18 protein-coding genes are annotated in these 19,887 nt (G+C 51.6%); 14 read left to right on the top strand and 4 right to left on the bottom strand.

Annotation, left to right across the window (positions count from 1 at the left end; translation table 11 throughout):
- Window positions 1–73: 73 nt before the first annotated feature.
- The 3 genes from ACT3R4_RS10415 to ACT3R4_RS10405 all read left to right on the top strand — a co-directional run bounded on the left by ACT3R4_RS10415 (window position 74) and on the right by ACT3R4_RS10405 (window position 2,162).
- The gene (locus ACT3R4_RS10415) at window positions 74–739 is read left to right on the top strand and encodes an alpha/beta hydrolase (protein WP_192527473.1); all 666 of its coding nucleotides are present in this window, start codon (window positions 74–76) and stop codon (window positions 737–739) included.
- A gap of 68 nt (window positions 740–807) precedes the next feature.
- Window positions 808–1,170 (top strand): hypothetical protein, encoded by a 363-nt coding sequence (locus ACT3R4_RS10410; RefSeq protein ID WP_441678842.1) that lies wholly within the window; start codon window positions 808–810, stop codon window positions 1,168–1,170.
- A complete protein-coding gene (locus ACT3R4_RS10405; RefSeq protein WP_172117273.1) occupies window positions 1,167–2,162 on the top strand; it encodes a YihY/virulence factor BrkB family protein in 996 nt (331 codons plus the stop codon). Before ACT3R4_RS10410 ends, ACT3R4_RS10405 begins: the two co-directional genes overlap by 4 nt.
- Before the next feature lie 77 nt (window positions 2,163–2,239).
- Here ACT3R4_RS10405 and ACT3R4_RS10400 read toward each other — a convergent pair whose 3' ends face one another.
- Together ACT3R4_RS10400 and ACT3R4_RS10395 are read right to left on the bottom strand one after the other, a co-directional pair.
- Window positions 2,240–3,649: a PhoH family protein gene (locus tag ACT3R4_RS10400; protein WP_172117272.1), complete on the bottom strand. Its 1,410-nt coding sequence runs from the start codon at window positions 3,647–3,649 to the stop codon at window positions 2,240–2,242.
- Between the two features lie 203 nt (window positions 3,650–3,852).
- A complete protein-coding gene (locus ACT3R4_RS10395) occupies window positions 3,853–4,722 on the bottom strand; it encodes a LysR family transcriptional regulator (protein WP_172117271.1) in 870 nt (289 codons plus the stop codon).
- Between the two features lie 122 nt (window positions 4,723–4,844).
- Here ACT3R4_RS10395 and ACT3R4_RS10390 point away from each other — a divergent pair, with 122 nt between their 5' ends.
- Window positions 4,845–5,711, top strand: a complete 867-nt coding sequence (locus ACT3R4_RS10390; RefSeq protein ID WP_441678845.1) for a cation diffusion facilitator family transporter — start codon at window positions 4,845–4,847, stop codon at window positions 5,709–5,711.
- Window positions 5,712–5,809: 98 nt separating this feature from the next.
- Here ACT3R4_RS10390 and ACT3R4_RS10385 read toward each other — a convergent pair whose 3' ends face one another.
- Entirely contained in the window at window positions 5,810–5,995 is a 186-nt protein-coding gene (locus ACT3R4_RS10385; protein WP_087109712.1) for a DUF3008 family protein, read from the bottom strand.
- 124 nt (window positions 5,996–6,119) lie between these two features.
- Between ACT3R4_RS10385 and ybaK the strand changes: the two genes are divergently transcribed.
- From ybaK to ACT3R4_RS10370, 3 genes are all read left to right on the top strand, one after another.
- Window positions 6,120–6,587 (top strand): Cys-tRNA(Pro) deacylase, encoded by a 468-nt coding sequence (ybaK, locus tag ACT3R4_RS10380; protein ID WP_441678847.1) that lies wholly within the window; start codon window positions 6,120–6,122, stop codon window positions 6,585–6,587.
- 104 nt (window positions 6,588–6,691) lie between these two features.
- A complete protein-coding gene (gene dbpA, locus ACT3R4_RS10375) occupies window positions 6,692–8,089 on the top strand; it encodes an ATP-dependent RNA helicase DbpA (protein WP_441678849.1) in 1,398 nt (465 codons plus the stop codon).
- 46 nt (window positions 8,090–8,135) lie between these two features.
- Window positions 8,136–8,993 (top strand): PA4780 family RIO1-like protein kinase, encoded by an 858-nt coding sequence (locus ACT3R4_RS10370; protein WP_193054535.1) that lies wholly within the window; start codon window positions 8,136–8,138, stop codon window positions 8,991–8,993.
- Between the two features lie 90 nt (window positions 8,994–9,083).
- Here the strand turns inward: ACT3R4_RS10370 and tkt are convergent, their stop codons facing one another.
- The gene (gene tkt, locus ACT3R4_RS10365; protein WP_496201215.1) at window positions 9,084–11,078 is read right to left on the bottom strand and encodes a transketolase; all 1,995 of its coding nucleotides are present in this window, start codon (window positions 11,076–11,078) and stop codon (window positions 9,084–9,086) included.
- A 483-nt stretch (window positions 11,079–11,561) separates the two neighbouring features.
- On the opposite strand from tkt, the gene ACT3R4_RS10360 reads away from it, so the two are divergent.
- The 7 genes from ACT3R4_RS10360 to ACT3R4_RS10330 all read left to right on the top strand — a co-directional run bounded on the left by ACT3R4_RS10360 (window position 11,562) and on the right by ACT3R4_RS10330 (window position 19,849).
- A complete protein-coding gene (locus tag ACT3R4_RS10360) occupies window positions 11,562–12,035 on the top strand; it encodes an RpiB/LacA/LacB family sugar-phosphate isomerase (RefSeq protein WP_441678852.1) in 474 nt (157 codons plus the stop codon).
- A gap of 106 nt (window positions 12,036–12,141) precedes the next feature.
- Window positions 12,142–13,872 (top strand): dihydroxyacetone kinase family protein, encoded by a 1,731-nt coding sequence (locus ACT3R4_RS10355; protein WP_441678854.1) that lies wholly within the window; start codon window positions 12,142–12,144, stop codon window positions 13,870–13,872.
- Between the two features lie 89 nt (window positions 13,873–13,961).
- Window positions 13,962–14,939: a sugar-binding transcriptional regulator gene (locus ACT3R4_RS10350; protein WP_087106443.1), complete on the top strand. Its 978-nt coding sequence runs from the start codon at window positions 13,962–13,964 to the stop codon at window positions 14,937–14,939.
- A gap of 429 nt (window positions 14,940–15,368) precedes the next feature.
- On the top strand, window positions 15,369–16,475 hold the full coding sequence (locus ACT3R4_RS10345; protein ID WP_441678856.1) for an MDR/zinc-dependent alcohol dehydrogenase-like family protein: 1,107 nt from the start codon (window positions 15,369–15,371) through the stop codon (window positions 16,473–16,475).
- Between the two features lie 46 nt (window positions 16,476–16,521).
- Window positions 16,522–17,166, top strand: a complete 645-nt coding sequence (locus tag ACT3R4_RS10340) for a DUF2291 family protein (RefSeq protein WP_441678858.1) — start codon at window positions 16,522–16,524, stop codon at window positions 17,164–17,166.
- A 9-nt stretch (window positions 17,167–17,175) separates the two neighbouring features.
- Window positions 17,176–18,726, top strand: a complete 1,551-nt coding sequence (locus ACT3R4_RS10335) for a sugar ABC transporter ATP-binding protein (RefSeq protein WP_441678860.1) — start codon at window positions 17,176–17,178, stop codon at window positions 18,724–18,726.
- A gap of 25 nt (window positions 18,727–18,751) precedes the next feature.
- A complete protein-coding gene (locus ACT3R4_RS10330) occupies window positions 18,752–19,849 on the top strand; it encodes an ABC transporter permease (protein WP_441678862.1) in 1,098 nt (365 codons plus the stop codon).
- The last annotated feature ends 38 nt before the right edge of the window (window positions 19,850–19,887 follow it).

Raw genomic sequence — 19,887 nt, 5'->3', positions numbered from 1 at the left:
TTTCATCACCGCTTGCGCTAAACGTTCAAGCGCTCTAATTGTGTGCTTTTTCAATTAAGTAAGGATAAATATCATGACGGACCCGGGCGAACTGATTATTGAGCCGCAAAACGGTCAACCTGCCGATGCCTGTGTGTTTATCATTCATGGCTTAGGTGCCGATGGGCATGATTTCGAGCCTCTGGTGCCCGCGCTTAACCTTCCTGAAGATGCCCACGTACGATTTATTATGCCGCACGCACCACGGCTGCCGGTGACCGTTAACGGCGGCATGGTGATGCCCGCCTGGTACGACATTCTGGCGATGGACCTGGGGCGCCGTGTTGATGAAGTACAGCTGAAATGCTCTGCGGAGCGTATTCAGGCTCTGATACAGGAACAGATTGATCACGGTATCGACAGCCAGCGGATTATCGTGGCAGGGTTCTCTCAGGGGGGGGCAGTGGCTTATCAGGCGGCGCTATCTTTTCCGTTGCCGTTAGGCGGGTTGCTGGCAATGTCGACCTACTTTGCTACGGCAGACTCAATTGAGTTAAGTGACGCCAACAAGGCAATTCCGATTGAGGTGCATCACGGTAACCTGGACCCTATCGTGGCAGAGAGTTTGGGACGGGCTGGGTTTGATCGCCTAAAAGCCCAAGGCTACACCGCCAACTATCGCCAGTACCCTATGGCTCACGCACTTTGCCCTCAGCAAGTGGGTGATATTGGCCAGTGGTTGAGTACTCTTCTGAAGTAATCCTTACATCGACAAGTGATCAAAAGATAGGCAAAGTAATTTGTCTATAAGCCGCTGCAAGGATAGCAATGGCAGTAATCTCGTCGGTAGACCTCATCGAGGCTGTATTAGCGCTGTGTCTTATGATAGCAGCGCTGGTTTGCCCATTTGATCGCCATTGGCGTACACGCCCGCCGCCTGCAGGCGACTTATGGTGGCCTTATGCGTGGCTCGTTCAAAATGCCTTGGTAGGGGTTCGCTCTGCTGGGCAGTGGTGTGGCGATGTTAAAGCAGCGTCTGTGGGTATTGCTCTGGCCATTGAAAAGCGGATGATGGCGCGCTTAACTCAACTAACGGCTATGGAAAGCTGGATGCGCCACCATACGAGCGGCTTGATGATGGCGTTAGCCATTGTTTTGGCACTGTTATTAATCTGGGAAGGGTCGCCATGAGCCACGAGAGTTCACAGAACCACCGAGGGAGACGTGCCAAAAAGCCCGATGAGATTCCACGTTATGGGTGGTTTGATGTTGTATGGCGGGTGTTGCGCGCCGCTAAGCGTGACCGCCTTACCATGTTGGCGGCTGGTGTCGCGTTTTACGCTTTGCTGGCACTATTTCCTACCATTGCAGCGGTAATATCGCTGTGGGGATTGCTGTTTGATCCGGTGGAAGCAGGGCGGCAGCTTTATGAACTAAGCCGTTTTATGCCCCCGGATGCGGCAAGCCTTATTGATCAGCAAACCCAGACAGTGGTTGAGAGTGCCGAATCTGGCAACGTAATGGCGGTGCTTTTAGGGCTGTTGGTCGCCATGTATATCGCTTCCAAAAGCGTGGGAGTGCTCGTGGTAGGGCTGAATGTGGTTTATGGCGAAAAGGAGCGGCGTAACTTCTTTCTTCGCGGTGTTGTGTTGGTGCTACTGACGTTTGGCCTGATTGGCATGACGCTGGTATCGCTTGGCTTTATTGCGATTGTGCCTGTGTTGGTCGATGCCTTAGCGGTGGATGATCCTTTCGATCAAGTATTTAAGTGGCTGCGTTGGCCTGCCTTGTTGATCATCATGAGCTTTTTAATTGCCCTGCTGTACCGGTTTGCGCCTTATCGGCGTGCCGCACAATGGCGCTGGTTAAGCTATGGCACGCTGCTGGCGACCACTTTATGGTTACTTGGGTCAGGCGGGCTTTCACTTTATGTCCGCTACTTTTCAAGCTTCAGTGAGCTTTATGGGTCATTGGGCGCCGTGGTTGTACTGATGATGTGGTTTTGGCTGTCTGCGTTTGTGGTACTGCTAGGTGCAGAAGTGAACAGTGAAATGGAGCGCCAGACCTATAAAGACACCACTATTGGTGAAGAGCGCCCATTAGGTGAGCGCGAAGCCTTTGCCGCCGATACGCTGGGGGTTGAGAACCCTTGGAACGGCGATAAAGAAAAAAACCGCCAGTAGCGAGCTGGCGGTTTTACCGTACGTTTACGTATTAGGCGGTTACCCTCGCGGTAAAAGCCCTTTTTAGAACAGCCTTTTTACAAAAGCTCTTCAGCCGCCAGCGCCAGGCGCGAACGCTCAACGCTTTTGAGGGTAATATGCCCGGCGTGTGGCCAGTCACGGAAGCGCTCAACCACGGCCGCCATGCCGCAGGTATTGGCGGTTAGATAGGGCGTATCGATTTGCCCCACGTTGCCTAAACAGACAATTTTGGTATTACGCCCGGCACGGGTAACCAGTGATTTAAGCTGTTTGGGTGTAAAGTTTTGTGCCTCGTCGATAATCAAAAAGGTGTCGTTTAAGGTGCGCCCTCGCATAAAGCCTGGCGAGCGAATCTGTACGCGTGAGCCAATCAGTTGCCGTGTTGCGCCATTATCCCAGGTCGACTCTCCTTCGTCATTGCGCAGCAGGTTATCCATATTGTCGTGGAAGGCACCCATCCACGGCGACATCTTCTCCTCCTCGGTACCGGGCAAAAAACCAATGTCCTCGCCCATCGGAATAGGTGCGCGGGTAAACACGATGCGCTCAAACTGCTTGGCATCCAGGGTTTGCTGGAAAGCGGCGGCCAGCGTCATAAAGGTCTTACCCGTGCCCGCGTTACCGGCAATGGTGACCAGATCAATGTCCGGGTCCATCAGCAGGTTCAGGGTAAAGTTTTGACGGCTATCATGGGCGTGAACGCCCCACACTCCAGCGTGGTGGCGGTAGTTGGTCAACAGCTGTAACCGTGCTGATGAGGGCGACAGCTCACGAATAATGGCCTCAAACTCAGCGCCATTCTCGCTGTCGGAGACAAGCATTCCCAAGTGCCAGTGACGGGGCATGTCGCCACTTAATTGATAAAACGTTTGATGCTCCACCCGCTCAACGCTGACATCAACATTCAGCGCTTCCCAAAGCGCCCCGCCGTTGTGTCCCGCCGATGCGTATACTTGGGCACCCTCAATCATGGCATCGCTGTCTGAGAATGCCCGATCGTTAAAGTAATCCTCCACAGGGACTTTTAGCGCGGCCGCCTTTACGCGCAGGTTGATATCTTTGGTAATTAGAATGACCGAGGCATCGGGGCGCTCATCGCGTAGCCGACAGGTTTCCGCCAGAATACGGTTATCCTGACTGTCGTCCATCGAGTCGAAGGGCTTTAAATCGTTGAAGCAGAGAAAGTGCAGGCGTCCAGATTCGCCGCTAATACGTGGGATGGGGATGCCGCGTTGAATCTCGTCAAAAGTAACCTGGTTGGTAAGGTCAGAGAGCGTACGGCTAACTTGACGTGCCGTACGGGCAATCTCACGAATTCCGTTTTTATGCTTATCCAGTTCCTCAAGAACCGTCATGGGGATAACCACGTCATGCTCTTCAAAGTGGTAGAGCGCTGTGGGGTCATGGATTAGGACATTGGTGTCCAGGACATAAAGCCTTGTCGCTTTCTTATCGAGTCTTACCATCGGGCGATAGCTCCTTGGTTGACGGCAACATCGACACTGGCAGCTACATCTTACGCCTAGATGACACTTGCCTGTGTCGTTCCTCTGGCGTGTCTTTAAATCTCCTTGTGAGGCACTTTTTTATAGCGTGGAAGGATATTGCACTTTTTTCCACTGCTATATTTCACCGAAGTGACCACTCCTGCATTTCAGCGAAGTGACCACTACTGCGCATTGCCTAGAAAACGCGCCACTTTGTTAAGGAGTGCGGTGGCCACTACGCCCAGGTTTTCACTCTCTACATAGCGGTAATAGTGGCTTTCCAGGGCAAGGTCGTGATTCAGTGAGCAGAGCTGATCACTTTCCAATGCTTCTTTAACCAGCGGGTGAGGAAGTAGTGCCCATCCCGTGCCGTTTATTACCGCATCTCGGATCACCTCAAACATGGTGAAGCCCAGGTAGTTAGCGGAAAAAAGCGCTTCGCTGACCAGTTTGTCGTCCTGAATGTGGGTTAAGCAGACTTGCGTGTATTGGGCGAGATCATCGCGATTGACGCTGGGGAGCCGACTCAGTGGGTGCTGTGGAGAGGCCACTAAGCGCATACTCACAGGTGCCAGGTTGGCTGCGTGGGGGGCAACGCCTTCGGCGGTATAAAGCCCAAACGCAATATCGACAGTTTGGCGCAGAATAAATTGGCTGTGCTCCTGCGGTGGAACAAGATAAACCGATACCGCGGTCAGCGGGAACTGCTGCTTTAAATCGTGCATGACCTGGTGCCAGAACCGCTCAGGAAGCGCATCATCGCGGGCAATGCACAGCTGGTTTTCGACCCCTTGCAGATGTTGGTGGCAATGCTTTTTGATTCGGCTGGCGCTTGTCAGTAGCCGGTAACAGTCGGGGAGTACGCTTTCACCTACGGCAGTTAGTGTCAGGCTATTTCCCGAGCGTTCAAACAGTGCCACCCCCAGGCTATCTTCCAGCGCATGGACCGCCGCACTTAGCGTACCGCGCTTTATACCTGACTGCCGCGCAGCGGCGGCAAATGAGCCGTGCTCAGTAACTTCAACAAATGCCTGGACTTGTTCAGCTCGCATACGGAGTCTCGTGGTTGAGTGCTATTTTTTTTAGCGCTGAGTGATTCGTTAAACGTTAGTACACCCTTTACCATGCAGCACGATTTCCTACAATCCTGCTAAATCAGAACGGAGTTTTCTGCGTGACCCCCTTTATTGCTGAGCGCCGTGCGCTAAGATTTTCAGCTATTTCAGCAAGCTTTTTTGCGCTGTCTGGCTTGGTCCTGGGATTAGCCAGTGGCTCTATCACGATTTTATTCGATAGCGGATATTCACTGTTAAGCCTTGTTCTGGCTTCGCTCTCACTGCTTGCGTTACAGCATGCCCGCAAACCCGCGGATGATCACTACCCCTTTGGGCGGCTAACGGTAGAGCCGCTAGCGGTGTTGCTCAAAGGCGTGGTGATTGCGCTGGTGTGTCTGTTCTCTTTAGTGTCAGCCATGTGGAGCCTGGCGCAGGGCGGACGCTTGGTGACACTTGATTTGGCCTTGTTATTTGGTGTCGCTAACGTGAGCGGCTGTTTGTTGACCTGGTGGTGGCTAAAGCGCTATGCCCGTATTGCTCGCTCCTCCTTATTGGCGGCTGAGCTGCGTCAGTGGCAAATGGATACCTGGTTAAGCGCGGCGGTAATGCTTGGTTTTGCACTTACCTGGGGACTCACGTTAACGCCCTGGGCAAGTTATGCGCGGTTGGCTGACCCGGTAATGGTGCTGGTCATTGCAGGCTACTTTTTACCCATGCCTATCCGCATGGTGCGTGGAGCGCTTCGCGAACTGATGTTTGGCGAACCCATGGGCAGCATTCGCCAGGACATGGTGGAAGAGATCGCCGAGTTTGATATCGCCAGTGACGATGTGCGCCTGGCACAGGTGGGCAGTTTTCTGATGGTGGATATCCAGCTCGACAAGCAACAGATCGATGATGCCGAAGAGATTGTGGAGAGCGTTGAGCAGCACTGCTTGCAGCGTAATTTGCGCCCCGTCACCAGCATTACCCTGGTGGCCACGTAAACCGGGGGAATAGCGCTGTAATTTTCGTTGGTGTTGATCATAACGCCTGCTTAATGAAGCGGGCGTTATGATGTAGAAGCGGAGCACTACAAGCGCAGTTAATCGCCTTTCTTCTCTGGTTTGCCTTTGCGCTCGGTGCTTGCCATCTCCTCAAGCTCCTCTTCGCTCATTGAGTCGTACATATCCTTGGAAGCATCATAAAGCTCACTGGGCTTGGTTTCTCCACGTTTGGCGGAAAGGGCAGCGCCTGCGGCTTTTTGCTGGGCTTTCGATGTAGCTGGCATAATTAAGGCTCCTTTCGGTTGACTTCCCTTTAGCGCTTACGCTATTTAGCGTAGCAGGCAGGAATAGGCTTTCCAGAGCGCGCCACGAGGGCTGCCCAACTTTACTAAACATCAAGAGAGCGTCATGACACCAGCCATTAATACGGCCAAAAAAGCGGGTATCCCGTTTGAAATTCGTGAATATCAGCACGATGTAGCGGCAGAGTCCTACGGCTTGGAAGCCGCTGAAAAACTGGGGGTGGCCGTCGAGCAAGTATTCAAGACCCTGGTAGTAACGCTGGACGGCAAGACGCTTGCCGTGGGGATCGTGCCAGTCACTCAGCAGTTGGGCCTAAAGCAGATTGCCAAGGCCGCTGGAGCTAAAAAAGCCGTCATGGGGGTACCTGCCGAGGTCGAGCGTGCCACTGGTTACGTGTTGGGTGGGGTAAGCCCCTTGGGGCAGAAAAAACGCCTGGCAACCTATATTGATGCGTCGGCTGCGGGCTTTGCCACTATTTTTGTCAGCGCCGGGCGGCGTGGGCTTGAGATTGAGCTGGCGCCCAATGACCTGGCAACCCTTTGCAAGGCTGAGCTTGCGCCACTGGCGGTATGAGATGCACGCAGGGGCAGGCACTTTCTGGTATGGTGCTTCACATTAAAGTGTATCCGTATTAGTTACCTCTTTACTGGCCGTTAAACGGCCCTGCAGGTTTTATTGTGTCAGACGTCTCCTTCTCGTCGCTCGCCTTACCGGCCACGCTGCTTACTAACCTTGAGTCGCTGGGTTATCACCAGATGACGCCTGTTCAGGCGCAAAGCCTGCCGCCCATGCTGGCCGGGCGGGATGTGCTGGCACAGGCCAAAACAGGCTCGGGCAAAACAGCGGCGTTTGGTTTGGCGCTACTCGCTGAACTACGGGTTGAAGTATTTTCTGTACAGGGGCTGGTACTTTGCCCTACTCGTGAGCTTGCTGATCAGGTAGCCGAAGAGCTGCGCCGTTTGGCGCGGGCCATGGCTAACGTTAAAGTATTAACACTGTGTGGCGGAGCGCCGTTTGGGCCACAGTTAGGCTCGCTTGAGCATGGCGCGCATATTGTTGTTGGTACCCCGGGGCGTATTGAAGAGCATCTGCGTAAAGGTTCGTTGACGCTGGGTTCGCTAAGCACACTTGTGCTGGATGAGGCGGATCGCATGCTCGATATGGGCTTTCAAGCATCATTGGATGCGATCATTGCGGAAACCCCGGCGGATCGCCAGACGCTGCTATTTAGCGCTACCTTCCCTGATGAACAGGAGTCCGGTGGCTTGGCGGCCATGACGCGCGGCGTCATGATGGATCCTGTCAGCGTTAAAGTGGCTGAGGTGCATGACGCCACTACCATTGATCAGCACTTCTATGAAGTGCCCAATGAAGATGCCCGCTTTGGTGCGCTTAAACAGCTGTTGCTGGTCAACCGTCCGACGACCAGCGTGGTGTTTTGCAACACCAAGCGCGAAACCCAGACGGTAGCCGATAGCCTAGTGGATGCCGGTTTTAGCGCGGTAGCGCTGCACGGTGATTTAGAGCAAAAAGACCGTGATCGTATTTTGATACTCTTTGCCAACCAAAGTGCGTCAATCCTGGTGGCCACCGACGTGGCGGCACGTGGCCTGGATATTGCGCAATTGGATGCAGTGTTTAACTATCAAATTGCCCGTGAGCTAGAAGTTCATGTCCACCGCGTAGGACGTACCGGGCGGGCTGGCGCCAGTGGCATTGCCTGTACACTGGTAACCCCTCAAGAAACTTATCGCCTGGGCCGCTTGGCAGAGCTTCTGAGCGAGCAGCTCACCACGGAAGCGCTTCCTAAAGCCACACAAACAGCCCCCTTTGAACCTCCCATGGCGACGCTGCAATTAGCCGGTGGTAAAAAGGATAAACTGCGGCCAGGCGATATTTTGGGTGCCCTGACCAGCGAGGGCGGGCTGCGCGGTGATCAGGTCGGTAAAATTAAAGTGTTGGCCCGTAGTGCGTATGTCGCGGTTGAGCGTAGCGCCGTTCAAAAAGCCCAGGCCAAACTCGAACGTGACAAACTAAAAGGACGCGCCTTTCGTGTGCGTCGCATTCGCTACTGAGTGCCAGAAACTGTCCCTACGTCTATAGGAGCCATTGCAGCTAGCCATGAAAACACCCAAACGATTACAGCCCCTGGTCGATGACGGCCTGATCGATGAGGTGCTGACGCAGTTGATGAGCGGCAAGGAAGCACAGGTTTACGTGGTGCGCTGTGGCGAAGAAGTACGCTGTGCCAAGGTATTTAAAGAGGCTAAACAGCGTAGCTTTAAGCAGGCGGTACAGTACCAGGAAGGGCGTAAAGAGCGTAATAGCCGGCGTGCCCGGGCCATGGCGAAGAAGACCCGCTATGGTCAAAAAGAGCAGGAGCAGGCGTGGCTAACTGCGGAAGTAGACGCGCTCTATCGCCTTGCCGCGGCTGAAGTACGCGTACCCAAGCCTTTCGGTTTTGTGGATGGCGTGCTGCTCATGGAGATGATTACCGATGCCGAGGGCACTGTTGCGCCACGCCTGGATGACGTAACTCTGACCCACGAGCAAGCGCTGCGCTATCACGATAAAGTCATCAAGGATGTGGTGCGCATGCTCTGCGCTGGCCTGATCCACGGTGACTTGTCGGAATTTAACGTGCTGGTAGATGCCGAGGGGCCGGTCATTATTGACCTGCCCCAGGCCGTGGATGCTGCTGGTAACAATAGCGCGGCTGCCATGCTAGAGCGTGACGTTAATAATATGCGCGCCTACTTTGGCCACTATGCACCGGAACTGCTAAAGACCCACTATGGCAAAGAGATGTGGGCGCTTTATGAGGCAGGCGAGCTGCACCCAGAGAGTAAGTTGACCGGCCACTTCGACTTCGACACCCATATCGCCAATGTCGATGAGTTGATGGAAGTGATCGATGACGCCAAAGAAGAAGAGGCTGAGCGTCAGGCGCGGATGCGCGATGACGAGGATGAAGATTAAGCTTATTGGTCGTCAGCGTGAATAATCAGAGCATGGCATTTTTGGTGATGCTAGCCATGCTCTGAGTAGAACGTCGTTCAGCTATTTTTCTTACCTGTTTAGCATTTCTTCTGCTGTGCCAAGAATATTCTCAACCGTAAAGCCGAAGTGCTTGAACAGCTCACCCGCAGGGGCGGACTCGCCGAACGTGGTCATGCCGATCACACGCCCGTCCAGACCCACATACTTGTACCAGTAGTCGGCATGTGAGGCTTCAACGGCAATACGCTTGGTGACCGCCCTGGGCAGGACGCTTTCCCGGTACTCGGCGTCCTGACCGTTGAAGCGGTAGGTCGACGGCATGGAGACCACGCGTACCGCTTTGCCTTGTGCTTCAAGCTCGGCGGCAGCGTCCATGGCCAGCCCCACTTCCGAACCGGTGGCGATCAGGATCAGCTCGGGTGTACCGTCGCTGTCTTTCAGCACATACCCGCCACGCTGAATGGAAGCCAGCTGGGCTTTGGTGCGGGCCTGGTGCGGCAGGTTCTGACGCGACAGGATCAGCGCCGTGGGGCCAGAGTGACGCTTGATGGCCGCATCCCAGGCCGCGGCGGTTTCCACGGCGTCACACGGGCGCCAGGTGTTCAGGTTCGGCGTCGTGCGCAGGCTGGTCAACTGCTCAATCGGCTGGTGGGTCGGGCCATCTTCACCCAGGCCAATGGAGTCATGGGTAAATACGTAGATCGCCTGCTGACCCATTAACGCCGCCATGCGAACCGCGTTACGCATGTACTCCATGAAGATCAGGAAGGTTGCGCCGTACGGGACAAAACCACCGTGCAGGGCGATACCGTTCATCACCGCGCCCATGCCGAACTCACGTACGCCATAGTGCAGGTAGTTACCGCTGGCATCTTCCGGCGTAATCGCTTTGGCGCCCTTCCAGAAGGTCAGGTTGGACGGGGCAAGGTCCGCACTGCCGCCCAACAGTTCCGGCATTTTCGGACCAATCACGTTAAGCGCTTCCAGCGACGCTTTACGGGTGGCGATGCTGTCGCCTTTTTCCTGGGCCTGCTCGATGAGGGCTTCGGTCGGTATTTCAGCCGGCAACTGGCCTTTCATGCGGCGCTTGAATTCCTGCGCCTCGGCCGGGAACGCCTCGGCATAGCGGGCAAAGCGCTTTTCCCATTCCTGCTGGCGGGTTTTACCTGCTTCACGCGCATCCCAGCCAGCGTACACGGGCTCGGGAATATGAAACGGCGCGTGGGGCCAGTCCAGCTGCTTGCGTGCCAGGGCAACTTCGTCTTCGCCCAGCGGCGCGCCGTGCGACTCTTCCTTGCCCTGCTTGTTGGGCGCACCGAAACCGATAACCGTTTTACAGATAATCAGGCTGGGCTTGTCATCGTTCTGTTTGGCAAGTGCAATGGCGGCCTGGATCTCTTCGGGCTTGTGACCATCGACATTGGGCACCACGTGCCAGCCATAGGCTTCAAAGCGTTTGGCGGTATCGTCGGTAAACCAGCCTTCCACTTCCCCATCAATCGAAATGCCGTTGTCGTCATAGAGCGCAATCAGCTTGCCCAACTGCTGAGTACCCGCCAGCGACGCCGCCTCATGGGAAATACCTTCCATCAGGCAGCCATCACCCAAAAAGCACCAGGTGTGGTGATCGACAATGGTGTGGCCTGGACGGTTGAACTGCGCTGCCAGGGTTTTTTCGGCAATCGCAAAGCCGACGGCGTTGGCAAACCCCTGACCGAGCGGGCCGGTAGTGGTTTCGATGCCGGGCGCGTAGCCAAGCTCCGGATGGCCAGCGGTGGGCGAGTGCAACTGACGGAAGTTCTGAAGTTGTTCCAGGCTTAACTCATAGCCACTTAAGTGCAGCAGTGAGTAGAGCAGCATTGAGCCGTGGCCATTGGACAGCACGAACCGGTCACGATCGGCCCATTTGGGGTCTTCGGGGTTGTGCTTGAGGTGATCATTCCACAGCACCTCGGCGATATCAGCCATGCCCATGGGGGCGCCAGGGTGGCCGGACTTGGCCTTCTGAACAGCATCCATGGAAAGGGCGCGAATGGCATTGGCGAGGGCAGAGCGATTTTTCATAAGAATCATGCCTTGGTCTTGTTGATTAAATGACACTGCAAGCTATAAGGCGCTACGAGATTAATGACGCCAGGTCCTGTTAGTCGATGTCAACAGCCGAACGCCATCTGCCAGCGAGTGTTCGCTTGTCATTTTTGCTATTTTTAAAATGAACAGTCTGTGATCAAATGATTGGGCAGTTAAGGGTCTTTCGTCAAGCATGGTGACGGAGTTTTTGGATGGATGGTTACTATACAAAAGTATAAGTATTATGCTTCTACAGCTTTTTTGGCTAATAATTTATATTATTCAATCGCTTGCCATAATTATGTTTTATCTCTTTTGTATAAGCGCTGACATATACTTTATGTTCTTATGATCAATCTGTTTACAAATGATCATCTGGTGGTAGATTGAAGGCACCAGTAGGCGGCTGGATAGAGTGTCTGAATATTTGTTGCTATCGGTCGCTGTGCTTCTATTGCTTGTGCGGAGAGAACCAAAATGTCTAATAAAACGCCTACTCTCAGAGTCGCGATTGGTGGTGATGAGGCTGCTTACGGCTTAAAGGAAATGCTGATTAGCCATGTTCGTGAGCTAGGCTTCGAGGTTGAAGATTTTGGCACGTTTAATGCTGAGCCGGTGCTGTATCCCGACGTCGCCTTTGAGGTGGCAACGGCCATTAAGGAAGGACGTTTTGATCGTGGAGTACTGGTCTGTGGGACGGGTATCGGGGTGGCTATTTCTGCCAATAAAGTGCCAGGTATACGGGCTGCTCAAGCGCATGATGTTTATTCGGCCGCTAAAGCTCAAACCAGTAACAACGCACAAATTGTGACCCTTGGGGCGAGGGTTGTGGGACCAGAATTAGCCAAGTTAATTGTCTCCACTTTTTTGAATCATCATTTTTCTGGTGGTGCTTCCGAATTAAAAATAGCAAAAATTGAAGAGTACGAGTCTCGATTAACAACCCGCTAATCATAAGTTGATGGGATGACGAGACTGATTAATAGCCAGAAATTAACAATAACACCACCATGCAAGCTGTGATGACGCCGTACGTCTTCACTCCGGAGGTATAACAATGACACGCCTGTTTAATGATCCGAGTAATTTTCCTGAAGAAGCGCGTTTAGGGTTAGTGGCTGCTAATCGCGATAAGTTGATGGCTGTGCCCGGTGGTGTTGTGCGCAGTACGCGCAGTGAACCCGGCACGGTAGCCGTTGTAATTGGAGGTGGGAGCGGCCATTACCCAACCTTTGCTGGTTTGGTGGGGCAAGGGTTAGCGCATGGTGCCGTCATGGGAAACCTGTTCTGCTCTCCTTCCTCTCAGCAGGTTTACTCGGTGGCTAAAGCAGCCCATAACGGTGGGGGTGTGCTGCTTTCGTTTGGCAATTATGCGGGTGATGTGCTGCATTTTGGTGAGGCACGAGAGCGCCTCATTGCCGAGGGTATTCCCTGTGAAATCGTGCTGGTGACTGATGATGTAGCCAGTGCACCGCTAGAAGAGATAGATAAGCGTCGTGGCATTGCGGGGGACTTAACCGTTTTTAAGGCCGCTGCTGCCGCTGCTGAAAACGGCTTGTCGCTTGAAGAAGTCGTCGTGGTGGCGAAAGAGGCAAACCGTTGCACGCGCTCTTTTGGTGTTGCCTTTGAGGGATGCACGCTGCCGGGAGCGGATGATTCCCTTTTCCATGTGCCTGAGGGGAGGATGGCTATTGGGTTGGGGATTCATGGTGAGCCTGGTATTAGTGAGGCTGATGTTCCCACCGCCGATGAACTGGCAGAAATGCTCGTTAATCGATTGCTGCAAGAGGTTCCTGAAGGTATTGCAGTCAGCGGAGCCCGCGTGGCCGTGGTACTTAATGGGTTGGGTACCGTAAAGTACGAAGAGCTATTTGTTATTTATCGCAAAGTCGATGAGCTATTGCAGAGTGTAGGCATACATATTGTAGAGCCGGATGTGGGTGAGCTGGTGACTAGCCTGGACATGGCGGGGGTTTCACTGACATTTTTCTGGCTTGATCAACAAATGGAGCCGCTTTGGACCGCTGCGGCTGATGCGCCTGGTTATCGAAAAGGCAGTGTCAAGCCCGCTGAGGCGTTAGACCCGGCTGAGGTAGAGGTAGTGGTGCAAGATGCTATTCCTGAGGCCAGCGAGTCTTCTCGCAAGTTGGCGCGGGGCGTCATCGAGTCGCTGGAGGTTCTTGCCAATACCGTCAATAGGAATTGTGATTTATTGGGTCAGATTGATGCTGTCGCGGGTGACGGTGATCATGGCATCGGTATGCAGCGCGGTAGTAAAGCGGCGCTAGAAGGTGCTAACGAGGCTTTTAATAAAGGTGCGGGAGCGCAAACAGTGCTGCAATGGGCAGGGCAGCGCTGGTCAGATAAAGCGGGTGGTACGTCAGGAGCTATCTGGCGGGTGATTCTGAAATCAATGGGAGAGTCGCTGGGCAATGATAGGCCGCTCTCAGGCCAGCGCCTTGCGGCAGGTGTGATAAATGCGCGTGGTCAGGTAATGGCGTTTGGTAAGGCGGAGCTGGGCGATAAGACGCTCGTTGATGTGCTGGCCCCATTCGCCGATGCTTTATCCAGAGAGGTTGAGAAAGGCGGTGAGCTGGTGGCTTGCTGGGAGGTTGCTGCACTCACTGCTAGTAAAGCAGCTGATGAAACGGCGAAACTGTTGCCCCGAGTGGGGCGGGCACGCCCGTTGGCAGAAAAAAGCCTGGGCACGCGTGATGCAGGAGCTGTTTCGCTCGCGCTGATCATTCAAGCGCTTATCCCTGTATTGAAAAAGTGTGAGCCTAGCTGACATTATACATTCTCGTGCGAGGCGCTCTTAAGTAGGAGTGCCTCGTTTTTAAGTACGTGCCATGCTTTTAAACAATTCCCGGATGCTGAATGAATAGTCAAGATGTTGCTGACATTGACTTAATGACAGAGATTTCGACTCTCTACTATGTACAGGGGGAAACCCAAGAAGCGATTGCTAATCGGCTCGGTCATTCACGAGTACGAATAGGGCGTCTGCTTAAAAAGGCGCAAGCAGAGGGAATTGTTGATGTTCGAGTACGAATGCATCCCGCTGTTAGTATTGAAATTGAGCAAGAGCTTAAGCGACGTTTTGGCCTCAAACGGGCGTTAATTGCCTTGGATAACGCGGATCCGGATGCGCAGCGTTCAGGTGTGGCAAGCCTCGTGGCAGATCACTTATCGCGTAGCCTGATTGATGGCCAGATTGTCGCCGTTGGTATGGGGCGTAATGTAGCCGCCGTGGCAGATAACGTTTTTCAGGCAGAGGTATTAAAGGTTTCTTTTGTCTGTGCAATTGGCGGATCGCTGCGTGCAGGTGAGCATATGAACCCTGACCATATTTGTCGACGCTTGGCGAGCCGGTTTGGCGGCGATAGTGAGACACTTTACGCTCCTGCCTTGGTGCAAAATGGCGATGTAAGGGACGCATTGTACGAAAATTCCACTGTTCGCCAGACGCTGGATCGTGCTCGACGTGCTGATACTGCTTTAATTGGTGTGGGTGACGTAAGTGAAGATAGCAATATGGTGCGCATGGGGTGGTTTTCTGCTCAGGAGATAGCCGAAGCACGCCTGTCTGGAACGGTGGGGGATATGATGGGCTATGACTTTATCGATATCCACGGTCAGCCTTCTGATACACGCATGCAGGGGCGTGTAGTAGGCCTTAATATTCAGGACCTTACGCGAATTCCCGATGTTATTGCTATCGCTAGTGAGAATACCAAAGCTGTAGGTATTTTGGGTGCGCTCCGCACAGGCGTGATTGATACATTAGCGACCAGCGTCACCAATGCACACACTATTCTGCGCCTTGATGAGGCGACTCAGCGCAATGTGACATAAGCAGATGCCTGTCCATTGGCTTTTTGGCTGACCTGAACGCCCAATTTATTCAGGTGCTTGGCGGCTTTGGTTGTCTGCTTAATCCCTTTTTCAGTCTCTTCTTTTGTTTATCGCTTTGTCCATGGCATATGCATTTTGGTATGCCAAGGATGTCGTGAGTTAAGCAATGCATTTAATAAGGCTGTGATCATATGATCGAAGATAATTCATGTATTGCTGATATAGTCATCTTTTATGCCTGATTGAATTTTTATTTTTTAATTGTTAATAATCAATTTGTTATGGCTTTAGCCTAAAGTATGAGTATGAAAAGTTACATTATAAATTGACTCGACTATCCTTAAAGTACTTAACTCATATGTACACGGTGATATCTTTTGTAATGTACGAAAGGTTGTAAACCATAATAAGAGACATTAGGAGTGAGCAATGCGTAATGCCGATAACTACAAGCACGCTGAATTACCACTAACCATGCAAGCTGTCGTGGCCTATGCTCCAGGTGATTATCGCCTTGAGGAGGTTGCTGTTCCAGAGGCGAAAGAGGGAGAAGTGGTGATTAAGGTCGAAGCATGCGGCATCTGCGCAGGTGACCTCAAGGCATACGAAGGCGCACCCAGCTTTTGGGGAGATGATACTCAGCCCGCTTATATAAAGGCTCCTATGATTCCTGGGCATGAATTTATAGGTCATGTAATGGCATTGGGTGAAGGCGTTAAACACTTGGAAATTGGTGATCGCGTTATATCTGAGCAAATTGTGCCCTGCTGGGAATGCAGATTCTGTAACCGGGGTCAGTATTGGATGTGTGAAAAGCATGATGTCTATGGGTTTCAGAACAATGTAAATGGTGGTATGGCTGAATACATGGTCTTCCCCAAAGAAGCCATTAACCATAAGCTCCCCGATGAAATCCCGATGGAAAAAGCGGTTCTCATTGAGCCCTATGCTTGCTCACTGCATGCCGTTAAACGTGCACAGGTTGAGCTGGGTGATGTAGTGGTTCTCTCCGGTGCCGGTACGCTTGGACTAGGAATGATCGGCGCGATTAAAAAATCCGGCCCTTCAAAACTAGTGGTCCTGGATCTCAATAATAAACGACTAGAGCTGGCCAAAGAGTTTGGGGCGGATATCGTTCTGAATCCAGCTGAGGTTAATGTTGTCGACTATGTAAAAAGTATTACAGAGGGATACGGCTGCGATATTTATATTGAGGCTACCGGAGCAGTTAAGTCGGTAGAGCAGGGACTTTATATGATTCGTAAACTTGGGCGGTTTATTGAATTTAGTGTTTTTAAAGAACCTGTTACTGTTGATTGGAGTATTATTAGTGACCGTAAAGAGCTGGATATATTGGGTGCTCATTTAGGCCCCTATTGCTATCCATTGGTTATTGAAGGTATTGGTAATGATGATTTTCCGACGAGTCGTGTAGTAACCCATAAGCTTCCGTTGAATAAGTTTCATGAGGGGCTAGATCTTATGCGTAACGATCCCGATGCATTAAAAGTGGTGTTAATTCCAGACTGGAAGTAAGTCGTGAAAGATTTTTATCATAAGCATAATGATAACTGGAGTGATCATGCCAGCGACATTAAATTCGTTGCCCGCTAACAAGCGTATAAAGGTTTATGTGGCAGGTGTTTGTGCCATAGCGCTTATTGCACTAATGGCATTTGATACCAAAGTTTTAAGCCTTGCTGAGCTTGAAGGTGAAGTGGGTTTTTCACCAGAAAACTTTGCACAACAAAGTTTTCCTGAGATCAAAGAGTACATTGAAACCAATGCGGTAGAAGCAAACGTGTTGGCCCCAGAGGCTCTTGAGAGTGCCGGTGCGTCAGGCGAGAAATACGGTGTTCCATCAGGTATTGGTCATGTTATACCGGTGACACTAACAGGCGTGGTCGTAGACGAAAAGTCAGGCATTTACACCGTTAATGTCGCTGATATGTCCGATGAAATTGTTATCCGGGTGCAAGCCGGATCGGCGATTAATGGCACAACGCTTCGCGATACCACTGGTGATATTCAGTTTAGTGATTTTACCAACCAGATTGAGTATCAAAATGCAGGTGCTGCTTTAAATGAAGAAATGAAGCGTCAGATACTTTCGGAAATGGCAGGGCAGGATTTAACGGGAAAAACATTAGTAATCGCTGGCTCCTTTAACATGATTAATCCAAAGAACTGGCTAATTACTCCGGTGAGCATAGCGATCACTGACTAAGGAGTAGCTATGTATAACAATCAGAAATCGACAGCTAAAACGACTTCACGTGAGGTGATCCTTTCTGCACGTAATGTTGAAAAACGTTTTGGTGCAGTGCAAGCCCTTAAAGAAGTCAATTTCGATATACACCGAGGGCTGGTGACTACGCTTTTTGGCGAAAATGGGGCGGGAAAATCTACACTGATGAAAATTTTGTCTGGCGTCATCCCTCAGACAGCTGGAGATATTGTTCTTGAAGGAAAAAATGTTTGCTTTTCTTCACCATCGGATGCGGAAGCATTAGGTATTACTATCATTCACCAAGAGCTAAGTTTGGCTCCTAATTTGAATGTCCGCGATAACATCTTCATGGGGCGTGAGCTTACTAAAATTAGTGGTAGCGTCGACTATAGCGAAGAGGCACGTCAGGCTGAGTTGTTAATGAAAGAGCTGGATGAGCCCATTCACCCCTTGACGCCGGTCGAAGATCTGCGTGTGGGTCAACAACAGATTGTTGAAATCGCTAGAGCGCTGTCCAAAAAATCCCGCATTCTCATCATGGATGAGCCGACTTCTGCATTAAGCGCGTCGGAGGTTGAGACACTGTTCAAAGTAGTCCGGGATCTCAAAAGCAAGGGTGTATCGATTGTCTATATCTCACACCACTTAGAGGAAGCGCTGCAAATTACAGACCATGCTGTTGTTCTGCGTGATGGCGTTATGACCGCCTATGCCCCGCGCTGCGAAATCGATCTTCAATGGATTGTAAGGCACATGGTGGGTGAGAGTTTTGATCTGGGCTCACCCCCGGAAGGGTATGAGCAAGGAGACATAGCGCTTTCTATTCAGCACCTTTGCGTAAGTGACGATAATGTCGCAGATCGCTATGTGGTGGATGACTTGTCACTTGATGTTCGTGCGGGAGAAATAGTCTGTATTTATGGATTGATGGGGGCAGGAAGAACAGAGCTACTAGAGTGTGTTGCTGGGCGAGTACGGCAGTCGGAAGGGAAAATATTGCTCCAGTCACAAGAAGTATCGCATTACAACATTGCACAGCGAATAGAAAGAGGTTTGGTGCTAGTACCGGAGGACCGCCAACGGGATGGATTGGTGGCAACCATGACAGTCGGGCGTAATTTGTCGCTGGCTAGCATCAATGCATTTACTCGCAAAGGGCTTACTTCATCCAGCTTAGAGGAGGGAATGATTGCTTCAGCCATCAATAAGGTACATATCAAAACAGATGGTGGTGAGGCTGAAATTGGCTCGTTGTCTGGAGGCAATCAGCAGAAAGTTGTTATCGGTAAAATGCTGGCAACCAATCCTGACGTCTTCATGCTTGATGAACCGAGCCGAGGTATTGATATTGGCGCGAAAGCAGAGCTCTTCAAGCTGCTCAGTGAAGGGGCACGCGAGGGCTTGGCAGTCGTTTTTACAACATCTGAAGTAAGCGAGTGCTTAAGCATACCGCATAGGGTTGTAGTGATGAGCAAGGGGCGAATCTCTGCTGAATTCGGACCTGGCGTATCAAAGGAAGAAATTATGGCCGCTTCAGGCGAATCAGTTGCCGCGTGAGTATTCAATCGGATAGGTGTTTAACATGTCTCATTACAACAACGGATCACAAGGCAAAAAGGGCAGCATTGATATCATCAAGATATTATTGGAAGGTAGGGCCTTTTTTGCATTGATCGCGATTATTATCGTCTTTTCTATTCTCTCGCCTGTTTATTTCTCGACGGGCAATTTTTTGACGATGTCCTCGCACGTAGCCGTTTTCGGTTTGCTAGGTATAGGAATGCTGTTTGTCATCCTAACAGGCGGTATAGATTTGTCGGTAGGCTCTACGTTGGCGCTGTGCGGAGTATTTGCCGGCATGCTGCTAGAAGGGGTTGAGATTGAGGCGCTTAATTTAGCGTTCTTTCCCTCCGTGTGGGTTGTTGTAGTGCTTACGTGTTTACTAGGTGGGTTGGTCGGAAGTATTAACGGTGTTCTGGTTGCCTATTTTAAAGTGCCTGCTTTTGTTGCCACCTTGGGCATGTTGTATGTTGCCCGCGGCGCAGCATTGTTATTGACTGATGGCCTGACTTTTAATCGCTTGAGTGGCGATCCTGCATTAGGTAATACGGGATTCGAGTGGCTTGGTTTTAACAAATTATTGGGGATTCCTGTGGGAGTTCTGATCCTCTTTTTTGTGGCTATTGTATGCATGCTGGCGTTAAGTCGCACACCGTTTGGGCGCTGGATCTACTCAACGGGTGGTAATGCACGGGCGGCAGAGTTATCGGGTGTGCCTGTTAATAGAGTGAAGCTCTCTGTTTACATTATTTCCGGTGTATGTGCTGCCTTGGCTGGGATTGTTCTTGCCTCTCAATTAACGTCAGCAGGACCCACCGCCGGAACAACCTATGAATTAACGGCAATCGCTGCAGTCGTTATAGGGGGTGCTTCACTAATGGGTGGGCGCGGCTCAGTAAGAAATACTCTGCTGGGTGCATTTGTAATTGGCTTCCTGGCAGATGGCCTGGTAATCATTGGGGTTTCTGCCTACTGGCAAATGGTGTTTACAGGAAGTGTTATTGTTTTTGCCGTCATGCTTAATAACATTCAGTACAGTGCCAAAAATAAGTCTTCTAAAAAGTTAGAGAAAAAACAAATTGATTCAAAAGATAAAAATTCTGAAGCAACAGCCGCTTAGCGTGGTTTTGCTTAGAAGTATGGCCTGCTAAGGGCTAC

It is taken from the genome of Halomonas sp. AOP7-E1-9, assembly GCF_052376035.1.
GTDB classification, from domain to species: domain Bacteria; phylum Pseudomonadota; class Gammaproteobacteria; order Pseudomonadales; family Halomonadaceae; genus Vreelandella; species Vreelandella citrativorans.
Note: the sequence above shows the minus strand (reverse complement) of the source record. Positions and strands in the feature narration are given on the sequence as shown.